This is a genomic window from Streptomyces sp. NPDC090499, from assembly GCF_044769305.1.
Classification (GTDB): Bacteria; Actinomycetota; Actinomycetes; order Streptomycetales; family Streptomycetaceae; genus Streptomyces.
The window spans coordinates 672,894-689,911 of sequence record NZ_JBIVXP010000005.1; the positions used below are offsets into that span (position 1 = coordinate 672,894).

Sequence of the window (17,018 nt, forward strand, 5' to 3'; positions counted from 1 at the left end):
TCGGCGCTACTCTTCCTCCATGACCACCGATGTCCCACGACGGAACCAGGCTGTCGCCGCGCGCAACCGCGAAAGGATCCTGCGAGCCGCGCGGGAGGTGTACGCCGAGAGTGGCCCCGACGCGATGCTGGAGGACATTGCCCGCCGCGCCGCCGTGGGTATCGCGACGCTCTACCGCCACTTCCCGAACAAGGAAGCACTCGTCCGTGCCGCGCTCCAGCAGAGTGTGAGCGAGCGGCTCTCGCCGGCCATCGAGCGGGCCATGGACGACGACGACCCACTACAGGGCTTGGTCACCCTGTTGGAAGCCGCGCTGGCCATGACGGCCCGCGAGCGCAACACGCTGGCCGCCGCGCAGAACTCTGGTGCCCTCACCACGGAGATCAGCGCCCCGTTCCTCGACTCGCTGATGCTGCTCGTCCAGCGCGGACAGCAGGCCGGCGCCATCCGGGCCGACCTCGTCCCCGACGACGTCCAGAGGATCATGGGAATGCTCACCAGCGTCCTGTGGAACATGGATCCCGAGACAGAGGGCTGGCGCCGCTACATCGCGCTTGTCCTCGACGCCCTGTCGCCCGTCAACGCCAGCCCCCTGCCCCCGGTGACCCCGCTGCTGAAGTGCGGCGACGGAACACCTGACCATCCGACGTTCGGCGGTTTCGTCCGCCAACGGGGCGAGGCCGCGGCCAGGTGATCCTCGGCGTCGATTCCCCGCCCCCATGGAGTGCGTACCAGAGCTGAGTGACGCCGGTATCAGCTACCGCAGCCGCTGGGAGCTACCACCCTGGCCAGGTCTTGTTTGCGGACTGTTGTCCCGTTAACTTGCAGGCGAACTGCTGCAAGAGACCTGGTGTGGAGCGACGCATCGGTGTCGATGACGAGAACAGGCATCAGGTGACAGCGCAGAGCAAGGCGCACCGGGAAGCGCAGTACGGTCTGCTGACGAGCATCGCGAGCGAGGTCGGCGTATCGCTCAGCACCGTCTCCAAGGTGGTGCACCGGCGACATGACGTCGGTGCGACGACGCGTGCCCGGGTCGAGGAGCTGTTGGAGCGGCACGGGTACGTCCGACCCGGGGAGCCGGATCCCGCGGTGCCGCGCCAGATCATCGCGGTGTTCCGGGACCTGTCCGGGCCGTACACCCTGGAGGTCGTGCGCGGGATCGTGGACGCGGCGGACGAGATCGGCATCGACGTGGTGACCGGAACGACCGCGCATCGCTCGATCTCCCAGTGGCTGGAGGAGTGCGTCGCTCTGGGCGCGGCCGGGCTGATCATCGTGATCTCGATGCTGGCCGAGGAGGACCAGCGCCGCATCATCGAGCAGCGGCTGCCGGTGGTGCTGGTCGATCCGCTCAGCGCACCCACCCACGACATTCCGAGCATCGGCGTGACGAACTGGAGCGGCGCCAGGGAAGCCGTGCAGCATCTGATCGGGCTCGGGCACACCCGGATCGGCATGGTCGCGGGCCGTTCGCACTCGCTGGCCGGGGCGGCCCGGCTGCACGGCTACCGCGCCGCGATCGAGGAGGCCGGGATTGCCTACGACCCGGCGATCGTGCGCTCGACCGACTTCGACTTCGAAGAGGCGCTGCTCGCCAGCCTGCGGATCCTGGCTTCTGACGATCCGCCCACGGCCGTATTCGCGGCCAGTGACGCGCAGGCGCTCGGCGTCCTGGAGGCCGCTCGCCAGCACGGGCTCAGCGTGCCCGAGGACCTGGCGGTCATGTCCTTCGACGACACCCACGTGGCGGCGATGGCCTGTCCACCGCTGAGCGCGGTGCGCCAGCCCTTCGAGGAGCTTGGCCATGAGGCCACCAGAGTCCTTGTCCAGTTGTCGGAGGGAAGGCCGCCCGCCTCCTCGCGGATCGAACTGGCGACGCAGCTCGTTCTGCGCACCTCGACATCGGCGCCTCGCGAGGTCGCCGCGGAGTGAGACCGCGGTCCGTGCTCCGTCAATCGAGCCAGACAGTCACTGTGACGGGAGTGTGCGGCCGCAGGCGCACGAGGTGACGCTGGTCAGCGGCGCGTCGGCTCTGGACGACGACCTCCCGCTCGTGCCGCGCGGAGAGAACGAGCTGCGCGACGCGTCTCTCCACGTCCCACGTCAGCTCGTCGACGCTCACCCCGGCACGTGTGCCGATGCCGCGAAGACTGCCGGTCCTCCACTCCGGAGGCAGCGCGGGCAGCACTTCCACGACTCCCGGACGGGAGTCTACGAGCATCTCCACGACCACTGCGGGCAGACAGTGCGCCGCGTCCGCGTTGTAGATCTCCAGACCGGGGTTGTGCGAGGTCATCAGCGACCGGAAGACCATGTCGCTGCCGAGGATCTTGAGGACGTTCGCCTTGGCCGTTTCGCCGTCCTTGAGGCGGGCGGCGACCAGCGCGCGGTGCAGGCTGCCGTGGGCGGACATGTTCTCGTCGCCGCGGAGCAGCAGCGCCTCGTGTGCGGCGGCGGCCAGGACGGGAGTGTCGTCGGGGGTGATCTCGTGCAGCGGCCACACCGGGTAGAGGTGGCTGATGTGCCGGTGGTCGTCGGCGGTCTCCAGCCCCGGCCACGCCCATTCAGCCAGCGCTCCCCGGTCGTCGACCCGGTACGGCGGCAGCCGTTCGGCCAGGGCGCGCCAGCGGTCGGCCGCGTCCTGCTCCATGCCGAGGTGGGCGCAGACGTCGGCCGCGGTGATGAGCGCGTGCCGGGCGGCCGCCAGATCCATGGTGGCGTTCACGCCCGCGACGCCCCGCACGTCTCGCGGGCCGACCTCGGGGGAGTAGGAGGGAACCAGGAGGACGCGCCCCTCGGCGTCCTCGCGGGTGAGGAAGTCCTCGAAGAAGAGGGCGGCTTCGACGAGCCAGGGGGCGAGGGTACGGGCGAGGAAGTCGTCGTCCCCGGTCGCCTGCCAGTACTCGTACAGCGGGAACAGCAGCCAGTCCGCGCCCGCCAGCCACATGGTCCAGGGCCAGTCGTCGTCGAGGTGGAAGAGCAGGCCGTGTTCTCCGTCGGTGCGGCTGGGCGCGAGGATGCCTCGGGTGCCGTAGATCGTGCGGGCGTTGGTGCGCCAGTCGTCGATCTGCGCGCCGATCAACTCGGCGTGCGGGATGATGAGTTCGGGCATTCCGGTGAGGACCGCCGAAGCCATCTGCAGGTTGATGTTGGCGTCCGTGGTGAAGTCGCCGGACCAGGCGGCTCCCCATTCGCCCAGCCACAGGCCGGTGAGGCGGGGCGGGAGGACACCGCTGGAGCTGAGGAGCAGGTAGCGGCCGGAGCGGAACAGCGCCTCGACCAGTGCGGCATCCAGTTCCTTGGCGTCGGCGCGGGCGATCAACTCGCCGACGGGCAGCTGACGTGCGCTGTCGGAGGCGCCCAGATCGATGGTCGCGCGCCCGTAGAGCTCGCCGTGGACCGCCGCGTGCCGGGCGAGCAGGCCGTCGTAGTCGGTGGGCGGCTCGGCCGGGAACAGACGGACGTCGACGTCCGGAAGACGTTCCCACCGGTCCAGCCGGGTCAGCAGGAGAACCTTCGCTGCTCCCCGGACGCGGACCACGTCCCCCTCCGCCGTGACCCGCCCGGCGGTGGCCACCACCCGGGTCTCACCGCCGAATCCGACAGCTCCCGGTCCGGGTGGATACAGGGCCACGATGGCGAGCCGCGTCTCCCCGTCCCCGACGGCCTGCGCGAACGTCGTGAAGGCGACATCGGCCGGCCGGCCGGGTACCTCGCCGGAGAGCCGGACGGCCAGGTCGATCTCCGGACCGGTGATCTCGACGACCGCGACGGCGTCGGTGCGTGACACGAACGCCCGCCGTGTCCATTCACCCGCTCCGTCCGACCAGCTGACCCGCACCTCGCCGGTGGTGAAGTCCGTCACCCGGCGATAGTCCTCGACGGGGCTTTCCCCGGTCGGCGCGTCCAGGTGCAGCACATGTCCGGGGTGGAACGCCTGCGTCCAGGCCATCGTGCGACCGTCGGAGAACTCGCGCTGCGCCCGCTCTCGATCCCCGGCGAGGATCAGGTCGCGGACATGCCCGAGTCGGTCGGCGACAGCGGGCGGACGCATCCCGAGGGACTCGTTGGGGAGCACGTAACGGTGATGGTTGTGCACGATCCGCTCCCGGTGCGGATGACCGAACACCATGATCCCGTACTCGCCGTTGCCGGAGAGGAACGCGTCCTCCCAGCGGTCGGCGGGTCGTGTGTCGTAGACGCTGTGCACGGGCATCCCCGGCCTCCCGAAAGGTGACATGCCCGAGCGGCTCGAACAGGCTGCGGGGAGCCTACAAGAGTTGTCGCGGCTGGCTACGAAAGACTTTCGTGAGATCGGAGCCCTCGTATTTCCGCGGGTCTGAGGGCTATGAGAGGGATTCGTACGGGACCGTGGGAGCGCGCCGGCGTGTACGTTCACTCAGCGCACGCCGAGAGGGAGGTCCACGCCGCAGTGACGGGTCCAGCCAGGTCGCGCCGGAACGCCCAGTACGGGCTTCTCACCGCCATAGCCGACGAGGTGGGTGTCTCCCTCGCGACCGTGTCGAAGGTCGTGCACCGACGACACGATGTGTCCGAGGCGACGAGGGCGCGGATCGAGGCGCTGCTCGCCGAGCGGGGCTACGTTCGCGACTGGGAGAGCGGGGCGCGCCGGCCGCGGCAGATCCTGGCCGTCTTCCGGGACCTGGCCGGCCCGTACACGCTGGAAGTCGTCCGCGGCATCGTGGAGTCGGCGGCCGAAGTGGGTGTGCACACCGTCGTCGGGACGACAAGTCGGCGCTCGATCGCCCGGTGGCTGGAGGAGTCCGTGGCCCTGGGCACGGCGGGAGTCGTCATCGTCATCTCCGCCCTCGCCGAGCAGGACCAGCGTCGCATCGTGGACCAGGGGCTGCCGGTGGTGCTGGTCGATCCCCTGAACGCGCCGTCCGAGGACATCCCCAGCGTCGGGGTGACGAACTGGCACGGTGCGACGACCGCCGTGCAGCACCTCATCGACCTCGGACACCGCCGGATCGGCATGCTGGCCGGCCGGTCGAGTTCCCTGGCCGGTTCCGCGCGTCTGCACGGCTACCGCGCCGCTCTGGCGGAGGCCGGGATCCCGTACGACTCCGCGCTCGTGAGGTCGACGGACTTCGACTACGGCGAAGCCCTGCGCGCCGCCCGGCATGTCCTGGACCGGAGTGACAGACCGACGGCTCTGTTCGCCGCGAGCGACGTCCAGGCCCTCGGCGCGCTGGAGGCCGCCCGGCAACTCGGCGTAGCCGTGCCGGCCGGGCTGTCGGTCATGTCGTTCGACGACACTCTGGTGGCCGCCATGGCCTCACCGCCACTGAGCGCGATACGGCAGCCGTTCCGGGAGCTCGGCCAGGAGGCCACACGCGTCCTGCTGCATCTGGCTGACGGCAGGCCCCCGGCGACGTCACGCCGGGAACTGGCGACGGAACTGGTCGTGCGGACGTCTACGGCCCCGCCCTTGGCGAACCTGGTCAGGCCGGTCTGACCCGATTCCGCAAGCCCCCGGGTTGCGAAAGTCTTTCGCAACCGACATGCGGATGGTTATTGCCGCCACGGATTTCCGCCGCTTAGCGTGACCGACGCCAGCTCAGCCGCAGGAGCAACGGGACGCAACCCTTACGCAAAGCACCTGACGGTCATGGCCCTCGAACACATCCCTCAGCGCAAGCAGGCCTGGGACGGCCTGCCGGGTGAAGTGCATTCGGAGCACACCCGCCTGAGGGATCCAGCCGACTCGAAAGGTGTTCAACGATGAACAGAGTGTCCCGACGGTGGTTTCTCACCGCGACGGCGGCCACCACGCTGAGCGTCACCGTGGCGGGCTGCGGCTCGTCCGGCAGCTCCGCGTCCTCGCCCACGGGCAAGGCGGACTTCTGGACCCTGCAGGACCCGACCAACTCTGTGCAGCAGTCGGCGGTGGACACCTTCAACTCCACCGGCAAGGGCAAGGTCAGCATGACCGTGATCGCCACGGACGGCTACAAGGACAAGCTGCGCACGGCGATGGGCTCCTCGAAGATGCCCGGACTGTTCTTCAACTGGGGCGGCGGTAGCCTCGACGACTACGTCAAGGCGGGCAAGCTGGTGACGCTCGACTCGGCGCTGGAGTCGCACTTCCTGCCGTCGGCGCTGGCGGCCGGGAAGAACGGCGGCAAGCTGGTTGGCATCCCGTGTCGTGGCACCCAGCCCGTGTTCCTCTTCTACAACAAGAAGGTCTTCGCCGACGCCGGCGTCGAGCCGCCGAAGACCTACAGCGACCTGACGGACTTGGTCAAGACCTTCAAGGGCAAGGGCATCACGCCGTTCGCGCTGGCGGGCAACGCCAGCTCCTCCTGGACCGAGCTGATGTGGGTGGAGTACCTGGTCGACCGCCTCGCCGGCCCCGAGCTGTTCCAGAAGATCGAGGGCGGCGAGTGGACGCAGTGGAAGGACCCCGCGGTCCTCAGGACCGCCCAGATGATCAAGGAGCTGGTCGACAGCGGCGCCTTCGGCAAGAACTTCGGCTCGGTCAACTACGGATCCGGCGGCACCTCCACCCTGCTCGCCAAGGGCAAGGCGGCGATGGTCCTGATGGGCTCCTGGGAGTACGCTACCCAGCAGGCCGACGCCCCCGACTTCGCCAAGAACGACCTGGGCTATGTCCCGTTCCCGAGTGTCGAAGGGGGCAAGGGAGACGCCGCCAACGTGGTCGGCAACCCGACCAACTACATCTCGGTGACGACCAGCGCCCCCAAGGACACGGCCGCCGCGTTCCTCCAGACCGCGTACAGCGACAGCTACGTCCAGGGGCTGGTCGGCAAGGGCGAGGTCCCGGTCACCTCTAACGCCGCGAAGTTCCTTGAGAAGGCCCCGGACCCCGCGTACGCAAAGTTCCAGTACGAGCTGGTGCAGAAGGCCCCCACCTTCACCCAGTCCTGGGACCAGGCCCTCGGCCTGACCCTGGGTACTCCGCTGCTCACCGAGATCCAGAAGCTGTTCAACGGGCAGAGCTCGCCGGAACAGTTCGTCAGCGCGGTGCTGGCGCTGAAGAAGTAGGAAGGCTCGCCACGTGGTCTCCGCAACGACTTCACGGCCGGTGAGCAAGGATCGGGTCCGTGACCGTGCCGCTCCGCCCACCCTGGAGCGGCCCGGCGTGGCCTGGGCACTTCCCGGGCTGCTGTTCTTCCTGGTCTTCGCCGTAGCGCCGATGATCGGGGTGCTGTATCTCTCCTTCACCCACTGGGACGGCCTGAACGCCCCGCAGTTCACCGGCATGGACAACTGGTCGCGCTTCTTCGCCGACGACCAGGTCTGGCAGTCCACCCTCGTCACGGGGGCCCTGCTGATCGGCAACATCGTGGTGCAGGCGCCGATCAGCATCCTGCTGGGAGTGTGGGCGGCAGGGCAGCAGCGTAACCGCGCCGTCCTGTCCGCGATCTTCTTCCTCCCGCTGCTGCTGTCCACGGCGGCCACGGCGGTCATGTGGCGCCAGCTCCTGGACCCCAACTTCGGCCTGCCGTCGAAGGTCCACTGGCTCTTCGGTGCGAACCCGCTCGGCACGCAGCAGGGGGCGATCGCCTGTCTGGTGCTGGTCACCAGCTGGCAGTTCATCCCGTTCCACAGCCTGCTCTACCAGGGCGCGGCCCGTGCCGTGCCGCACACGCTCTACCAGGCGGCCGCGATCGACGGCGCGGGCAGGGTGCGGCAGTTCTTCCACATCACGCTGCCGCAGCTGCGCAACACGATCATCACCTCGACCACCTTCATGGTCGTCGGCGGGCTCACCGCGTTCGACATCGTCCTGCTGCTGACCAACGGCGGCCCGGGCACGGACACATCGATCCTGCCCTTCTCGATGTACCAGACCGCCTTCCGTACCTACGACTACGGATATGCCAGCGCCATCGCGGCGTTCCTGCTCCTGCTGGCCACCGGCGCCTCGGTCCTGCTCACCAAGCTGAGCGGCTACGACAAGATGACGAGCACCCTGGAGGGGCTGTGAGGACGCGCCCCAACTACGCCGCCGGTCTGGCGGCGTTCATCTGGCTCCTGATCATCGGAGTCCCGCTGTACGCGCTGGTGAACACCGCGTTGCAGCCGCAGTCGAAGTACACCGACAAGGGTCCCCTGTCGATCCCGTCCACGCTGACGCTGGACAACGTCCGCACTGTGCTGGACAGCGGCTTCCTGCAGTACATCTGGAACACGATCGTCGTCGCGGCGGCCACGGTCGCCATCGTGCTGGCCCTCGCGATCCCGATCAGCTACGCGGTCGTCCGCGGGCGGGGCTGGATCAGCACGGGAGTCTTCCGGCTGTTCCTCCTGGGCCTGGCGATCCCGTCCCAGGCGGTGATCATCCCGCTCTTCCTGATCGTCAACGACCTGGGCTTCTACGACACCCTCTGGGGCATCATCCTGCCCACGGCGGCGTTCGCGTTGCCGGTGAGCGTGCTGGTCCTCAGCGGCGGGATGCGGGACATCTCCACCGAGCTGTACGAGGCCATGGCGCTGGACGGTGCCAGCCCGGCAAGGACGCTCGTGAAGCTGGTCGTCCCGATGTCCAGTTCCGCCATCGCGACCACGGCCGTCTTCACCGCGCTCCAGGCGTGGAACGGCTTCCTGTTCCCGCTGATCATGACCCAGTCGGACGACAACAAGCTGGTGACGCTCGGCCTGTACAACTTCGTCTCAGAGTACGGCGCCAACGTCCCGGCCCTGCTGGCGGCGGTGCTGATGTCCGCCGTCCCCATCCTCGTCGTCTACCTCTTCGCCCGACGAGCCCTCGTCGCCGGCCTGATGGGCGCCGGCGGCAAGTAGCGGCCCCGCCGCCCCGAACCCTCCCTTCTCCACAGGTCGGTTCGGCATGCCCGCGCACAGCGCCTTCGACCTCCCCCACCACGCCGTTCGCGGCACCCGCAAGAGAAATGGATGACCCCGTGACGATCAGCGAGGAGCGCCCGACGACCGGGCTGTGGAACGACCCCTCTCTGCCCGCCTCCGTCCGCGCTCAGGCCCTGCTCGACGTCATGACCGTGGAAGAGAAGATCGGGCAGCTCGGCAGCACCTGGCCGGACCACGACGAGTCCGGCGACGTGGCCCCCATGCAGGACAGCTTCCGCGGCGCCGACAGCTTCGAGAGGGCCGTCGTCGACGGTCTCGGGCAGCTGACCCGGGTGTTCGGCACGGCACCCGTCGACCCGGAGGCCGGCCGCGCACGGCTCGCCGCGCTCCAGGCCCGGGTCGTGGCGGCGAACCGCTTCGGAATCCCCGCCGTCGCCCACGAGGAGTGCCTGACCGGCTTCTTCACCTGGCAGGCTACGCTCTACCCGACCCCGCTCGCCTGGGGAGCCACCTGGAACCCCGAGCTCGTCCGCCGGATGGCCATGGCGATCGGCGCGGACATGGCGGCCGTCGGCGTCCATCAGGGCCTCGCCCCTGTGCTGGACGTCGTACGCGACTACCGCTGGGGCCGGGTCGAGGAGACCATCGGCGAAGACCCGTACCTCGTCTCGGAGTTGGGGCTGGCCTATGTGCGCGGTCTTCAGTCGTCCGGTGTCGTCGCCACGCTGAAGCACTTCGCCGGCTACTCGGTCTCCCGCGCAGCACGCAATCACGCGCCCGCCGCCCTGGGCCCGCGCGAACTCGCCGATGTGATCCTGCCGCCGTTCGAGAAGGCGGTGGTCGTCGGCGGCGTCCGCTCGGTGATGAACGCCTACAACGACATCGACGGCGTGCCCTGCGGCGCCGACGAGACCCTCCTCACCCAACTGCTGCGTGACACATGGGGCTTCGAGGGCACGGTGGTCTCCGACTACTGGGCTGTGGCGTTCCTAGACTCCATGCACCACGTGGCGGCGGACATCGCTGGCGCAGCACACGCCGCACTCCACGCGGGGATCGACGTCGAACTGCCCCACACCCACGGATACGGGGATCCGCTGCGGGCCCGGCTGGCGGATGGCGGCACCTCCGTCGACCTGCTGGACCGCGCGGTGCTGCGCGTGCTGACGCAGAAGGCCGAACTGGGTCTGCTCGATCCTGACTGGCACCCCGGCCAGTACACGGCTCCCGTGGACTTCGACTCTCCCGGCAACCGTGAAGTCGCCCGCAGCCTGGCCGAGGAATCCGTCGTGCTGCTCGACAACCCCTCGGACGTCCTGCCGGTCGCTGCCCCGCGCACCATCGCGGTGATCGGCCCCGTCGCCGACGACGCCCGCTGCCTGTTCGGCTGCTACTCGTTTCCCAACCATGTCCTGCCCCACCACCCCGACACCCCGCTGGGGGTCGACGCCCCCACGGTGCTCGACGCCATCCGGCAGGAGTTCCCCGACGCCGTCGTCCGCCACCAGGCGGGCTGCGCGGTGACGGGGGACGACCGCAGCGCCATCGCAGCGGCGGTGACAGCGGCATCCGCGGCCGACCTGACGATCCTCGTCGTCGGTGACCGCTCCGGGATGTTCGGGGAGGGCACGTCGGGGGAGGGGTGCGACGTCAGCGTGCTGACCCTTCCGGGAGTGCAGGACGACCTCGTGGACGCCGTCCTCGAAGCGGGGGGCCGGACCGTCCTCGTCGTCCTGTCGGGACGTCCGTATGCGATCGGCCGGCACGCCCGGAAGGCGGGCGCGACCGTGCAGGTCTTCTTTCCCGGCGAGGAGGGCGCGGCGGCTGTCGCCGGCGTCCTGTCCGGGCGGGTCAACCCCTCGGGGCACCTGCCCGTGCAGATCCCCGGTGACACGGCAGGCCAGCCGGGCACCTACCTCGCGCCCCCGCTCGCCCTGAAAAGCGACGGGGTGAGCAACATCGACCCCACGCCAGCGTTCCCGTTCGGGCACGGCCTCTCCTACACGACCTTCACGATCGAGGACGCGCACGCCGACGAGGAGACTTTCGCCGTCGACGGGGCGGTAACCGTACGGGCAACGGTCTCCAACACCGGTGACCGGGCGGGCACTTCGGTGCCTCAGCTCTACCTCACCGATCCGGTCGCCTCGGTCACCCGCCCCGTCCGCCAGCTGATCGGATTCACCCGCCTCGACCTCGCCCCGGGCGAGACCCGGGTCGTGGAGTTCGAGGTCCACACCGACATGACCAGCTTCACCGGCAGGGACCAGACCCGACGCGTCGAACCCGGCTCGATCACGCTCACCGTCGCGCAGTCGGCGGGCGACCCGGGCTCCGCCGTACAGGTACGGCTGGAGGGGACCCCGCGCACGGTCGACCACACCAGGACGATGACCACCGCCGTCACGGTGCGCCAGCGCTGAACGCGTCCTTGTACTCCAACCAACCGCCTATAGCCCGGAGTTGTGCTATGCCTGCTGCCCGCATCACCGCCCTGGACGTCCTCGACGTACGCTTCCCGACCTCGGAGCACCTGGACGGGTCGGACGCGATGAACCCCGAGCCCGACTACTCGGCCGCCTACGTCGTCCTGCGCACCGACGCCGGCGACGGCCTGGAGGGTCACGCCCTGGCCTTCACCACCGGGCGCGGCAACGACGTCCAGGCCGCTGCCATCGCGGCCCTCGCCCCCCACGTGGTCGGCCTGGCCGTCGACGAGGTCTGCGCCGACCTCGGCGGGTTCTCCCGCTCCCTCGTCCACGATCCTCAACTGCGCTGGCTGGGACCCGAGAAGGGCGCCATCCACATGGCGACCGGTGCCGTCGTCAACGCCGCCTGGGACCTGGCGGCCAAGCGGGCGGGCAAGCCGGTGTGGCAGTTCCTCGGCGAGATGTCGCCGGAGGACCTGGTCGCGCAGGTTGACTTCCGCTGGCTGAGCGACGCCCTCACCCCGGAGGAGGCACTGGAGCTCCTGCGCCGCGCCGAACCAGGCCGCCAGGAGCGCATCGCCCGCCTTCTGGAGCGCGGCTACCCCGCCTACACGACCACCCCCGGCTGGCTCGGTTACTCCGACGAGAAGCTGGCCCGCCTCGCCCGCGAGGCCGTCGCCGACGGCTTCACCCAGATCAAGCTGAAGGTCGGCGCGGACCTGGAGGACGACGTACGCCGCATGCGCACCGCCCGCGAGACGGTCGGCGACTCCATCCGCATCGCCGTGGACGCCAACCAGCGCTGGGACGTGCAGCCCGCGATCGACTGGATGCGCGCGCTGGCCCCCTACGACCCGTACTGGATCGAGGAGCCCACCTCCCCGGACGACATCCTGGGCCACGCGGCCGTCCGCAAGGCGCTCAGCCCCATCAAGGTCGCCACGGGGGAGCACATCGCCAACCGGGTCGTCTTCAAGCAGCTTCTCCAGGCCGGCGCGGTGGACATCGTGCAGATCGACTCCGCGCGGGTCGGCGGCGTCAACGAGAACCTCGCGATCCTGCTGCTCGCGGCCAAGTTCGGCGTTCCGGTGTGCCCGCACGCGGGTGGCGTGGGCCTGTGCGAGATGGTGCAGCACCTGTCGATGTTCGACTACGTCGCGGTTTCGGGCACGGTCGACGACCGCGTCATCGAGTACGTCGACCACCTGCACGAGCACTTCGTCGACCCGGTCCGCATTGCCGACGGCCACTACCTCGCGCCCACGGTGCCCGGCCTGAGCGCGCAGATGCACCCCGAGTCCCTGAAGGAGTACCTCTACCCCGACGGCCCGGTCTGGTCCTCCCGTGTCTGAGACCGAGTGGCTGGTGGACGCCCACCACCACGTGTGGGACCTGGCGCGGCGCCCCCAGCCCTGGCTCGACGAACCCGGCCATGAGCTCATCCGCCGTACCTTCGGGCCGAGTGATCTGCGCGCCTCCGCGACCAGAGCAATCGCCGGACGACGGCTGGGAACCACGGTCGTCGTGCAGTGCGTGCCGTCCCTGCCCGAGACACGCGACCTCCTCGCCCTCGCCGACGTCGACCCGCTGATCGGCGGAGTCGTCGGCTGGGCGGACCTGACCTCGCCCGCGATCGGGGACGTCCTCGACGAGCTGCGGGCGGGGCCCGGCGGCCGGCACCTGAAGTCCGTACGCCATCTCGTCCAAGGTGAAAGGGACCCCGAGTGGCTGCAACAGGCCTCCGTGGAGCGGGGGCTGCGGACCGTGGGGGACTGCGGACTGGCGTACGACGTGCTGATCCGTCCCCACCAGTTGCCGCAGGCGATCCGGCTGGCCGAGCAGCTTCCGGACCTGCCCCTCGTCCTGGACCACGCGGGCAAGCCGCCGGTCGTCGGCGGCGACCTGGCCTCATGGGAACGGAACCTCCGGGCGCTGGCCCGCCATCCGCAGGTGACGTGCAAGGTGTCGGGCCTGGTCACCGAGGCCGACCACGTGACGTGGACCACGGTCGACATCCGCCCGGTCTGGGACACCCTGCTCTCCGCCTTCGGCCTCGAGCGGCTGATGTTCGGCTCGGACTGGCCGGTCTGCGTACTCGCGGGCGGCTGGAACCGCTGGGCCTCGACCGTCGAGGAACTCCTGGAGGGCTGTTCCGCGCACGAGACCGCGGCAGTTCTCGCCGACACCGCGACCGCCTTCTACGCGCTCGCCCCCACCTCCTGTGAGACCTGAGGGAATCATGATGACGACACTCGCAGTCCGTTACACCGCCGCCCGAACCCTGGACACCGCCCCCGCGGAGAACCCGCCCCCCGGCCCCGGCCAGGTGGAACTGGCCCCCGCCTACGTCGGCATCTGCGGCACCGACCTGCACATCTTCCACGGCGACATGGACGCCCGAGTCAGCACGCCCGCGGTCCTCGGGCACGAGGTGTCCGGCCGGATCGTCAGGGTGGGGCAGGACGTGGAGGGCTGGCGGCCTGGTGAGGCGGTGACCGTGATGCCGCTGCGCTGGGACGGTACCTGTCCCGCCTGCCTCAGAGGTCATCAACACGTCTGCCAGAACCTGGACTTCATCGGCATCGACTCGCCGGGCGCGATGCAGCAGCGTTGGACCGTTCCCGCCGCCACACTGGTCCGCCTGCCCGATTCTCTGGCCCTGGACCACGCCGCACTCGTCGAACCCACGGCGGTCGCCGTGCACGACGTCGGCCGGGCCGGGGTACGGGATGGCGAGCGGGTGGTCGTGGTCGGAGGCGGGCCGGTCGGTGTCCTCATCGCCCTGGTCGCACGGGCTGCCGGCGCCGAGGTCCGCGTCGTGGAGCCGAGCGCTGGTCGGCGGCTGCTCGCCGAGAGGCTGGGGCTCACCGCCTGGAACTCCAACGGGACCAACGTACCCGACCTGGTGCGGGAGTGGACCGGCGACGCGGGCGCGGACGTCGCCTTCGAGGTGTCCGGTGCCGCCGCCGGGATGGACACTGCGGTCGAAGTCCTCGGCGTGCGGGGCAGATTGTGCCTGGTCGCCATCCATCCCCGCTTCCGCGAGGTGAACCTGCACCGCTTCTTCTGGCGGGAACTCACCCTCGTGGGAGCCCGGTTGTACGACCGCTCCGATTTCGAGAAGGCGGTGGGCCTGGTGGCGGACGGCACGATCCCCGCCGAGCAGCTGATCAGCAAGGTCGTCCCGCTGGATGAGGCGCCCTCGGCGTTCGAGGCGCTGGAGGCGGGCGGGGACGTGATGAAGATCCTGGTGGACTGCGGCAACGACGGGCAGGGGGAAGCGGCATGAAGGCGTTCGACCTGACCGGCCGGCTCGCCGTCGTCACCGGCGCCCGGCGCGGCATCGGCCGGGCCATGGCCCGCGCGCTCGCCGAGGCCGGCGCAGACGTCATCGGTGTCAGTGCCTCGCTGGAGGAGTCCGGCAGCGCGGTGGAGAAGGACGTGCGGGCCGCGGGCCGCGCCTTCGAGGCGATCCGGACCGACTTCGCCGATCCGGAGGCGGTACGAACACTCGGCGCCGAACTCGCCGGGCGCGAACGACCCGTGGACATCCTGGTGAACAACGCGGGCACCATCCGCCGTGCTCCGGCGGCGGAACACGCCGACGCCGACTGGGAGGCGGTCCTCCAGATCAACCTCAACGCACAGTTCGCGCTGACACGTGCCGTCGGCGCGGCGATGGTGTCCCGTGGCTACGGCAAGGTCATCTTCACCGCGTCGCTTCTCAGCTTCCAGGGCGGCATCAACGTGCCCGGCTACACCGCCGCGAAGCACGGCATCGCCGGGCTTACCAAGGCGCTGGCCAACGAGTGGGCTCCGCATGGCGTGAACGTCAACGCCATCGCGCCGGGTTACATCGCAACCGACAACACCCAGGCCCTGCGAGACGACTCGGCCCGCAGCCGGGCGATCCTGGACCGTATCCCGGCCGGACGCTGGGGCGACGCCGACGACCTGGCAGGCGCCACCGTGTTCCTGGCCTCGAACGCGGCCGCCTACGTCCACGGCGCGATCCTGCCCGTCGACGGCGGATGGCTGGGCCGATGAACACCGCCGATCTTGCCTCCGTGCTGGCCGGCGCCCGCATCGTGCCAGTGCTGACCGTGCCCACCGCTGTCTCGGCCACCCCACTGGCCGACGCGCTCATGGGAGGCGGTGCGCGCTGCGCCGAGGTCACGTTCCGCACACCGGAGGCGGAGGGGGTGCTCAAGGCGATGGCGGCGCATGGCGGGCTGACCGTCGGCGCCGGCACCGTGCTCACCCCGCAACAGGCGGAGCGGGCCGTCGAGGCCGGCGCCCGCTTCGTCGTGTCACCCGGAGTGGATGAGGAAGTGATCGCCAGATGTCGGGAGTTGGCGATACCCGTGGTACCGGGCATCGCCACCGCCGCCGAGCTGATGCGGGCGCTGCGGGCGGGCCTGGACACGGTCAAGCTGTTCCCGGCCGAACCCCTTGGTGGTACCCGCATGCTCGACGCGCTCGCGGCGCCCTTCCCGCGGGTCCGCTTCGTGCCGACCGGCGGCATTGGCCCCACGCACCTTCCCGGTTACCTCTCCCGCCCGGCGGTCCTCGCCGTCGGTGGCAGCTGGATGGCGACGGCCGGCCACCTGGAGCGCGGTGACTACGACGGGATCCGGCGGCTGACCGCCGAGGCGGTGGAGAGGAGCACGGGATGATCGACGTGGTGGCCCTCGGGGAGGTGATGCTCCGCTTCGACCCGGGGGAGGGGCGAATCCGCACCGCCCGCACCTTCCAGGTCTGGGAGGGCGGGGGCGAGTACAACGTCGTACGCGGCCTGCGCCGCTGCTTCGGCCGGCGCACCGCTGTCGTGACGGCCCTGGCCGACAACGCGGTGGGCCGCCTCGTCGAGGACCTGATGATGCAGGGCGGTGTCGACACCTCCCTGATCTGCTGGGTGCCGGGAGACGGGATCGGCCGCACCGCGCGCAACGGTCTGAACTTCGTCGAACGCGGCTTCGGCATCAGAGGCGCGCTGGGCGTCAGCGACCGGGCGAACACGGCTGTCTCCCAGCTGAGGAAGGGTGACATCGACTGGGACGCGGTGTTCGCCGCAGGCCCGCGCTGGTTCCACACGGGCGGCATCTTCGCGGGCCTGTCGGAGACGACGGTGGACGTGGCGGACGAGGCGATGGCGGCGGCCCGCCGCCACGGTGTCACGGTCTCCTACGATCCCAACTACCGCCCCAGCCTGTGGGACGGCCGGGGCGGCGCCGACCGGGCACGCGAGGTGGACCTGCGCCTGGCCCGGCACGCCGATGTCGTGGCGGGCGCCCTCGGCCTGGCCGGCCGGCGCCCCGGACAGCGGCACTTCAGCGCCGACGAGTTGCCGGATGCCCTCGCGGAGGTGGCGGATCGGCTGCCCGGCGTACGGGTGCTGGCGACGACCCTGCGCGAGGTACCGTCGGCAGGAGTGAACGACTGGTCGTCGGCGGCCTGGGCGCCCGAGACGGGGTTCGTCTCCGGTCCTCAGATGCCGGGCCTGCACGTCCTGGACCGCATCGGCTCCGGCGACGGCTTCGCCGCCGGCCTGATTCACGGCTTGCTGGGGGGTACCGAGGGACAGCCTGGGCGGCTCACGGCCGCCTGCCTGGAGCGTGCCCTCGCCTACGGCACCGTCCACGGCGCCCTCACCATGACCACGCCCGGCGACGTCTCCATGGCCACGCTGGCTGAGGTAGAGGCACTGATCGCGGGCGGCTCGGCCGCCGTCAGACGCTGACCGACCGCCGGACCGCGCGCACTCAGAGAGGC

The 17,018-nt window shown here is 70.2% G+C and carries 14 protein-coding genes; 13 read left to right on the forward strand and 1 reads right to left on the reverse strand.

The genetic code is table 11. The features are described 5' to 3' along the window. The first annotated feature begins 19 nt into the window (after positions 1-19). Together ACIQVL_RS22335 and ACIQVL_RS22340 are read left to right on the forward strand one after the other, a co-directional pair. Positions 20-694: a TetR/AcrR family transcriptional regulator gene (locus tag ACIQVL_RS22335; RefSeq protein WP_403476166.1), complete on the forward strand. Its 675-nt coding sequence runs from the start codon at positions 20-22 to the stop codon at positions 692-694. 200 nt (positions 695-894) lie between these two features. Then, a complete protein-coding gene (locus ACIQVL_RS22340; RefSeq protein ID WP_403476167.1) occupies positions 895-1,935 on the forward strand; it encodes a LacI family DNA-binding transcriptional regulator in 1,041 nt (346 codons plus the stop codon). 19 nt (positions 1,936-1,954) lie between these two features. Here ACIQVL_RS22340 and ACIQVL_RS22345 read toward each other — a convergent pair whose 3' ends face one another. After that, positions 1,955-4,219, reverse strand: a complete 2,265-nt coding sequence (locus tag ACIQVL_RS22345) for a glycosyl hydrolase family 95 catalytic domain-containing protein (RefSeq protein WP_403476168.1) — start codon at positions 4,217-4,219, stop codon at positions 1,955-1,957. A gap of 216 nt (positions 4,220-4,435) precedes the next feature. On the opposite strand from ACIQVL_RS22345, the gene ACIQVL_RS22350 reads away from it, so the two are divergent. The 11 genes from ACIQVL_RS22350 (at position 4,436) to ACIQVL_RS22400 (ending at position 16,986) form a co-directional block, all read left to right on the forward strand. Continuing rightward, entirely contained in the window at positions 4,436-5,482 is a 1,047-nt protein-coding gene (locus tag ACIQVL_RS22350; RefSeq protein ID WP_403476169.1) for a LacI family DNA-binding transcriptional regulator, read from the forward strand. Positions 5,483-5,748: 266 nt separating this feature from the next. Beyond that, entirely contained in the window at positions 5,749-7,032 is a 1,284-nt protein-coding gene (locus tag ACIQVL_RS22355) for an ABC transporter substrate-binding protein (protein ID WP_403476170.1), read from the forward strand. Between the two features lie 40 nt (positions 7,033-7,072). Beyond that, the gene (locus ACIQVL_RS22360) at positions 7,073-7,978 is read left to right on the forward strand and encodes a carbohydrate ABC transporter permease (RefSeq protein WP_403436877.1); all 906 of its coding nucleotides are present in this window, start codon (positions 7,073-7,075) and stop codon (positions 7,976-7,978) included. Beyond that, the gene (locus ACIQVL_RS22365) at positions 7,975-8,793 is read left to right on the forward strand and encodes a carbohydrate ABC transporter permease (RefSeq protein ID WP_403436875.1); all 819 of its coding nucleotides are present in this window, start codon (positions 7,975-7,977) and stop codon (positions 8,791-8,793) included. Before ACIQVL_RS22360 ends, ACIQVL_RS22365 begins: the two co-directional genes overlap by 4 nt. Before the next feature lie 107 nt (positions 8,794-8,900). Continuing rightward, positions 8,901-11,240, forward strand: a complete 2,340-nt coding sequence (locus ACIQVL_RS22370) for a beta-glucosidase (RefSeq protein WP_403476171.1) — start codon at positions 8,901-8,903, stop codon at positions 11,238-11,240. Positions 11,241-11,287: 47 nt separating this feature from the next. Beyond that, entirely contained in the window at positions 11,288-12,598 is a 1,311-nt protein-coding gene (locus ACIQVL_RS22375; RefSeq protein ID WP_403436872.1) for an L-fuconate dehydratase, read from the forward strand. Next, entirely contained in the window at positions 12,591-13,478 is an 888-nt protein-coding gene (locus ACIQVL_RS22380; protein WP_403476172.1) for an amidohydrolase family protein, read from the forward strand. Before ACIQVL_RS22375 ends, ACIQVL_RS22380 begins: the two co-directional genes overlap by 8 nt. A gap of 10 nt (positions 13,479-13,488) precedes the next feature. After that, the gene (locus ACIQVL_RS22385) at positions 13,489-14,535 is read left to right on the forward strand and encodes a zinc-binding dehydrogenase (RefSeq protein ID WP_403436869.1); all 1,047 of its coding nucleotides are present in this window, start codon (positions 13,489-13,491) and stop codon (positions 14,533-14,535) included. After that, positions 14,532-15,293, forward strand: a complete 762-nt coding sequence (locus ACIQVL_RS22390; RefSeq protein WP_403436868.1) for an SDR family oxidoreductase — start codon at positions 14,532-14,534, stop codon at positions 15,291-15,293. The genes ACIQVL_RS22385 and ACIQVL_RS22390 overlap by 4 nt, the downstream gene beginning before the upstream one ends. After that, a complete protein-coding gene (gene eda / locus ACIQVL_RS22395) occupies positions 15,290-15,922 on the forward strand; it encodes a bifunctional 4-hydroxy-2-oxoglutarate aldolase/2-dehydro-3-deoxy-phosphogluconate aldolase (protein WP_403436866.1) in 633 nt (210 codons plus the stop codon). Before ACIQVL_RS22390 ends, eda begins: the two co-directional genes overlap by 4 nt. Then, entirely contained in the window at positions 15,919-16,986 is a 1,068-nt protein-coding gene (locus tag ACIQVL_RS22400; protein WP_403436865.1) for a PfkB family carbohydrate kinase, read from the forward strand. Before eda ends, ACIQVL_RS22400 begins: the two co-directional genes overlap by 4 nt. The last annotated feature ends 32 nt before the right edge of the window (positions 16,987-17,018 follow it).

Coding starts and splice junctions, on each gene's coding strand:
- ACIQVL_RS22335 (WP_403476166.1), top strand. CDS start 20: ATGACCACCGATGTCCCACGACGGAACCAGGCTGTCGCCGCGCGCAAC.
- ACIQVL_RS22345 (WP_403476168.1), bottom strand. CDS start 4,219: ATGCCCGTGCACAGCGTCTACGACACACGACCCGCCGACCGCTGGGAG.
- ACIQVL_RS22355 (WP_403476170.1), top strand. CDS start 5,749: ATGAACAGAGTGTCCCGACGGTGGTTTCTCACCGCGACGGCGGCCACC.
- ACIQVL_RS22370 (WP_403476171.1), top strand. CDS start 8,901: ATGGATGACCCCGTGACGATCAGCGAGGAGCGCCCGACGACCGGGCTG.
- ACIQVL_RS22375 (WP_403436872.1), top strand. CDS start 11,288: ATGCCTGCTGCCCGCATCACCGCCCTGGACGTCCTCGACGTACGCTTC.
- ACIQVL_RS22385 (WP_403436869.1), top strand. CDS start 13,489: ATGACGACACTCGCAGTCCGTTACACCGCCGCCCGAACCCTGGACACC.
- ACIQVL_RS22390 (WP_403436868.1), top strand. CDS start 14,532: ATGAAGGCGTTCGACCTGACCGGCCGGCTCGCCGTCGTCACCGGCGCC.
- eda (WP_403436866.1), top strand. CDS start 15,290: ATGAACACCGCCGATCTTGCCTCCGTGCTGGCCGGCGCCCGCATCGTG.
- ACIQVL_RS22400 (WP_403436865.1), top strand. CDS start 15,919: ATGATCGACGTGGTGGCCCTCGGGGAGGTGATGCTCCGCTTCGACCCG.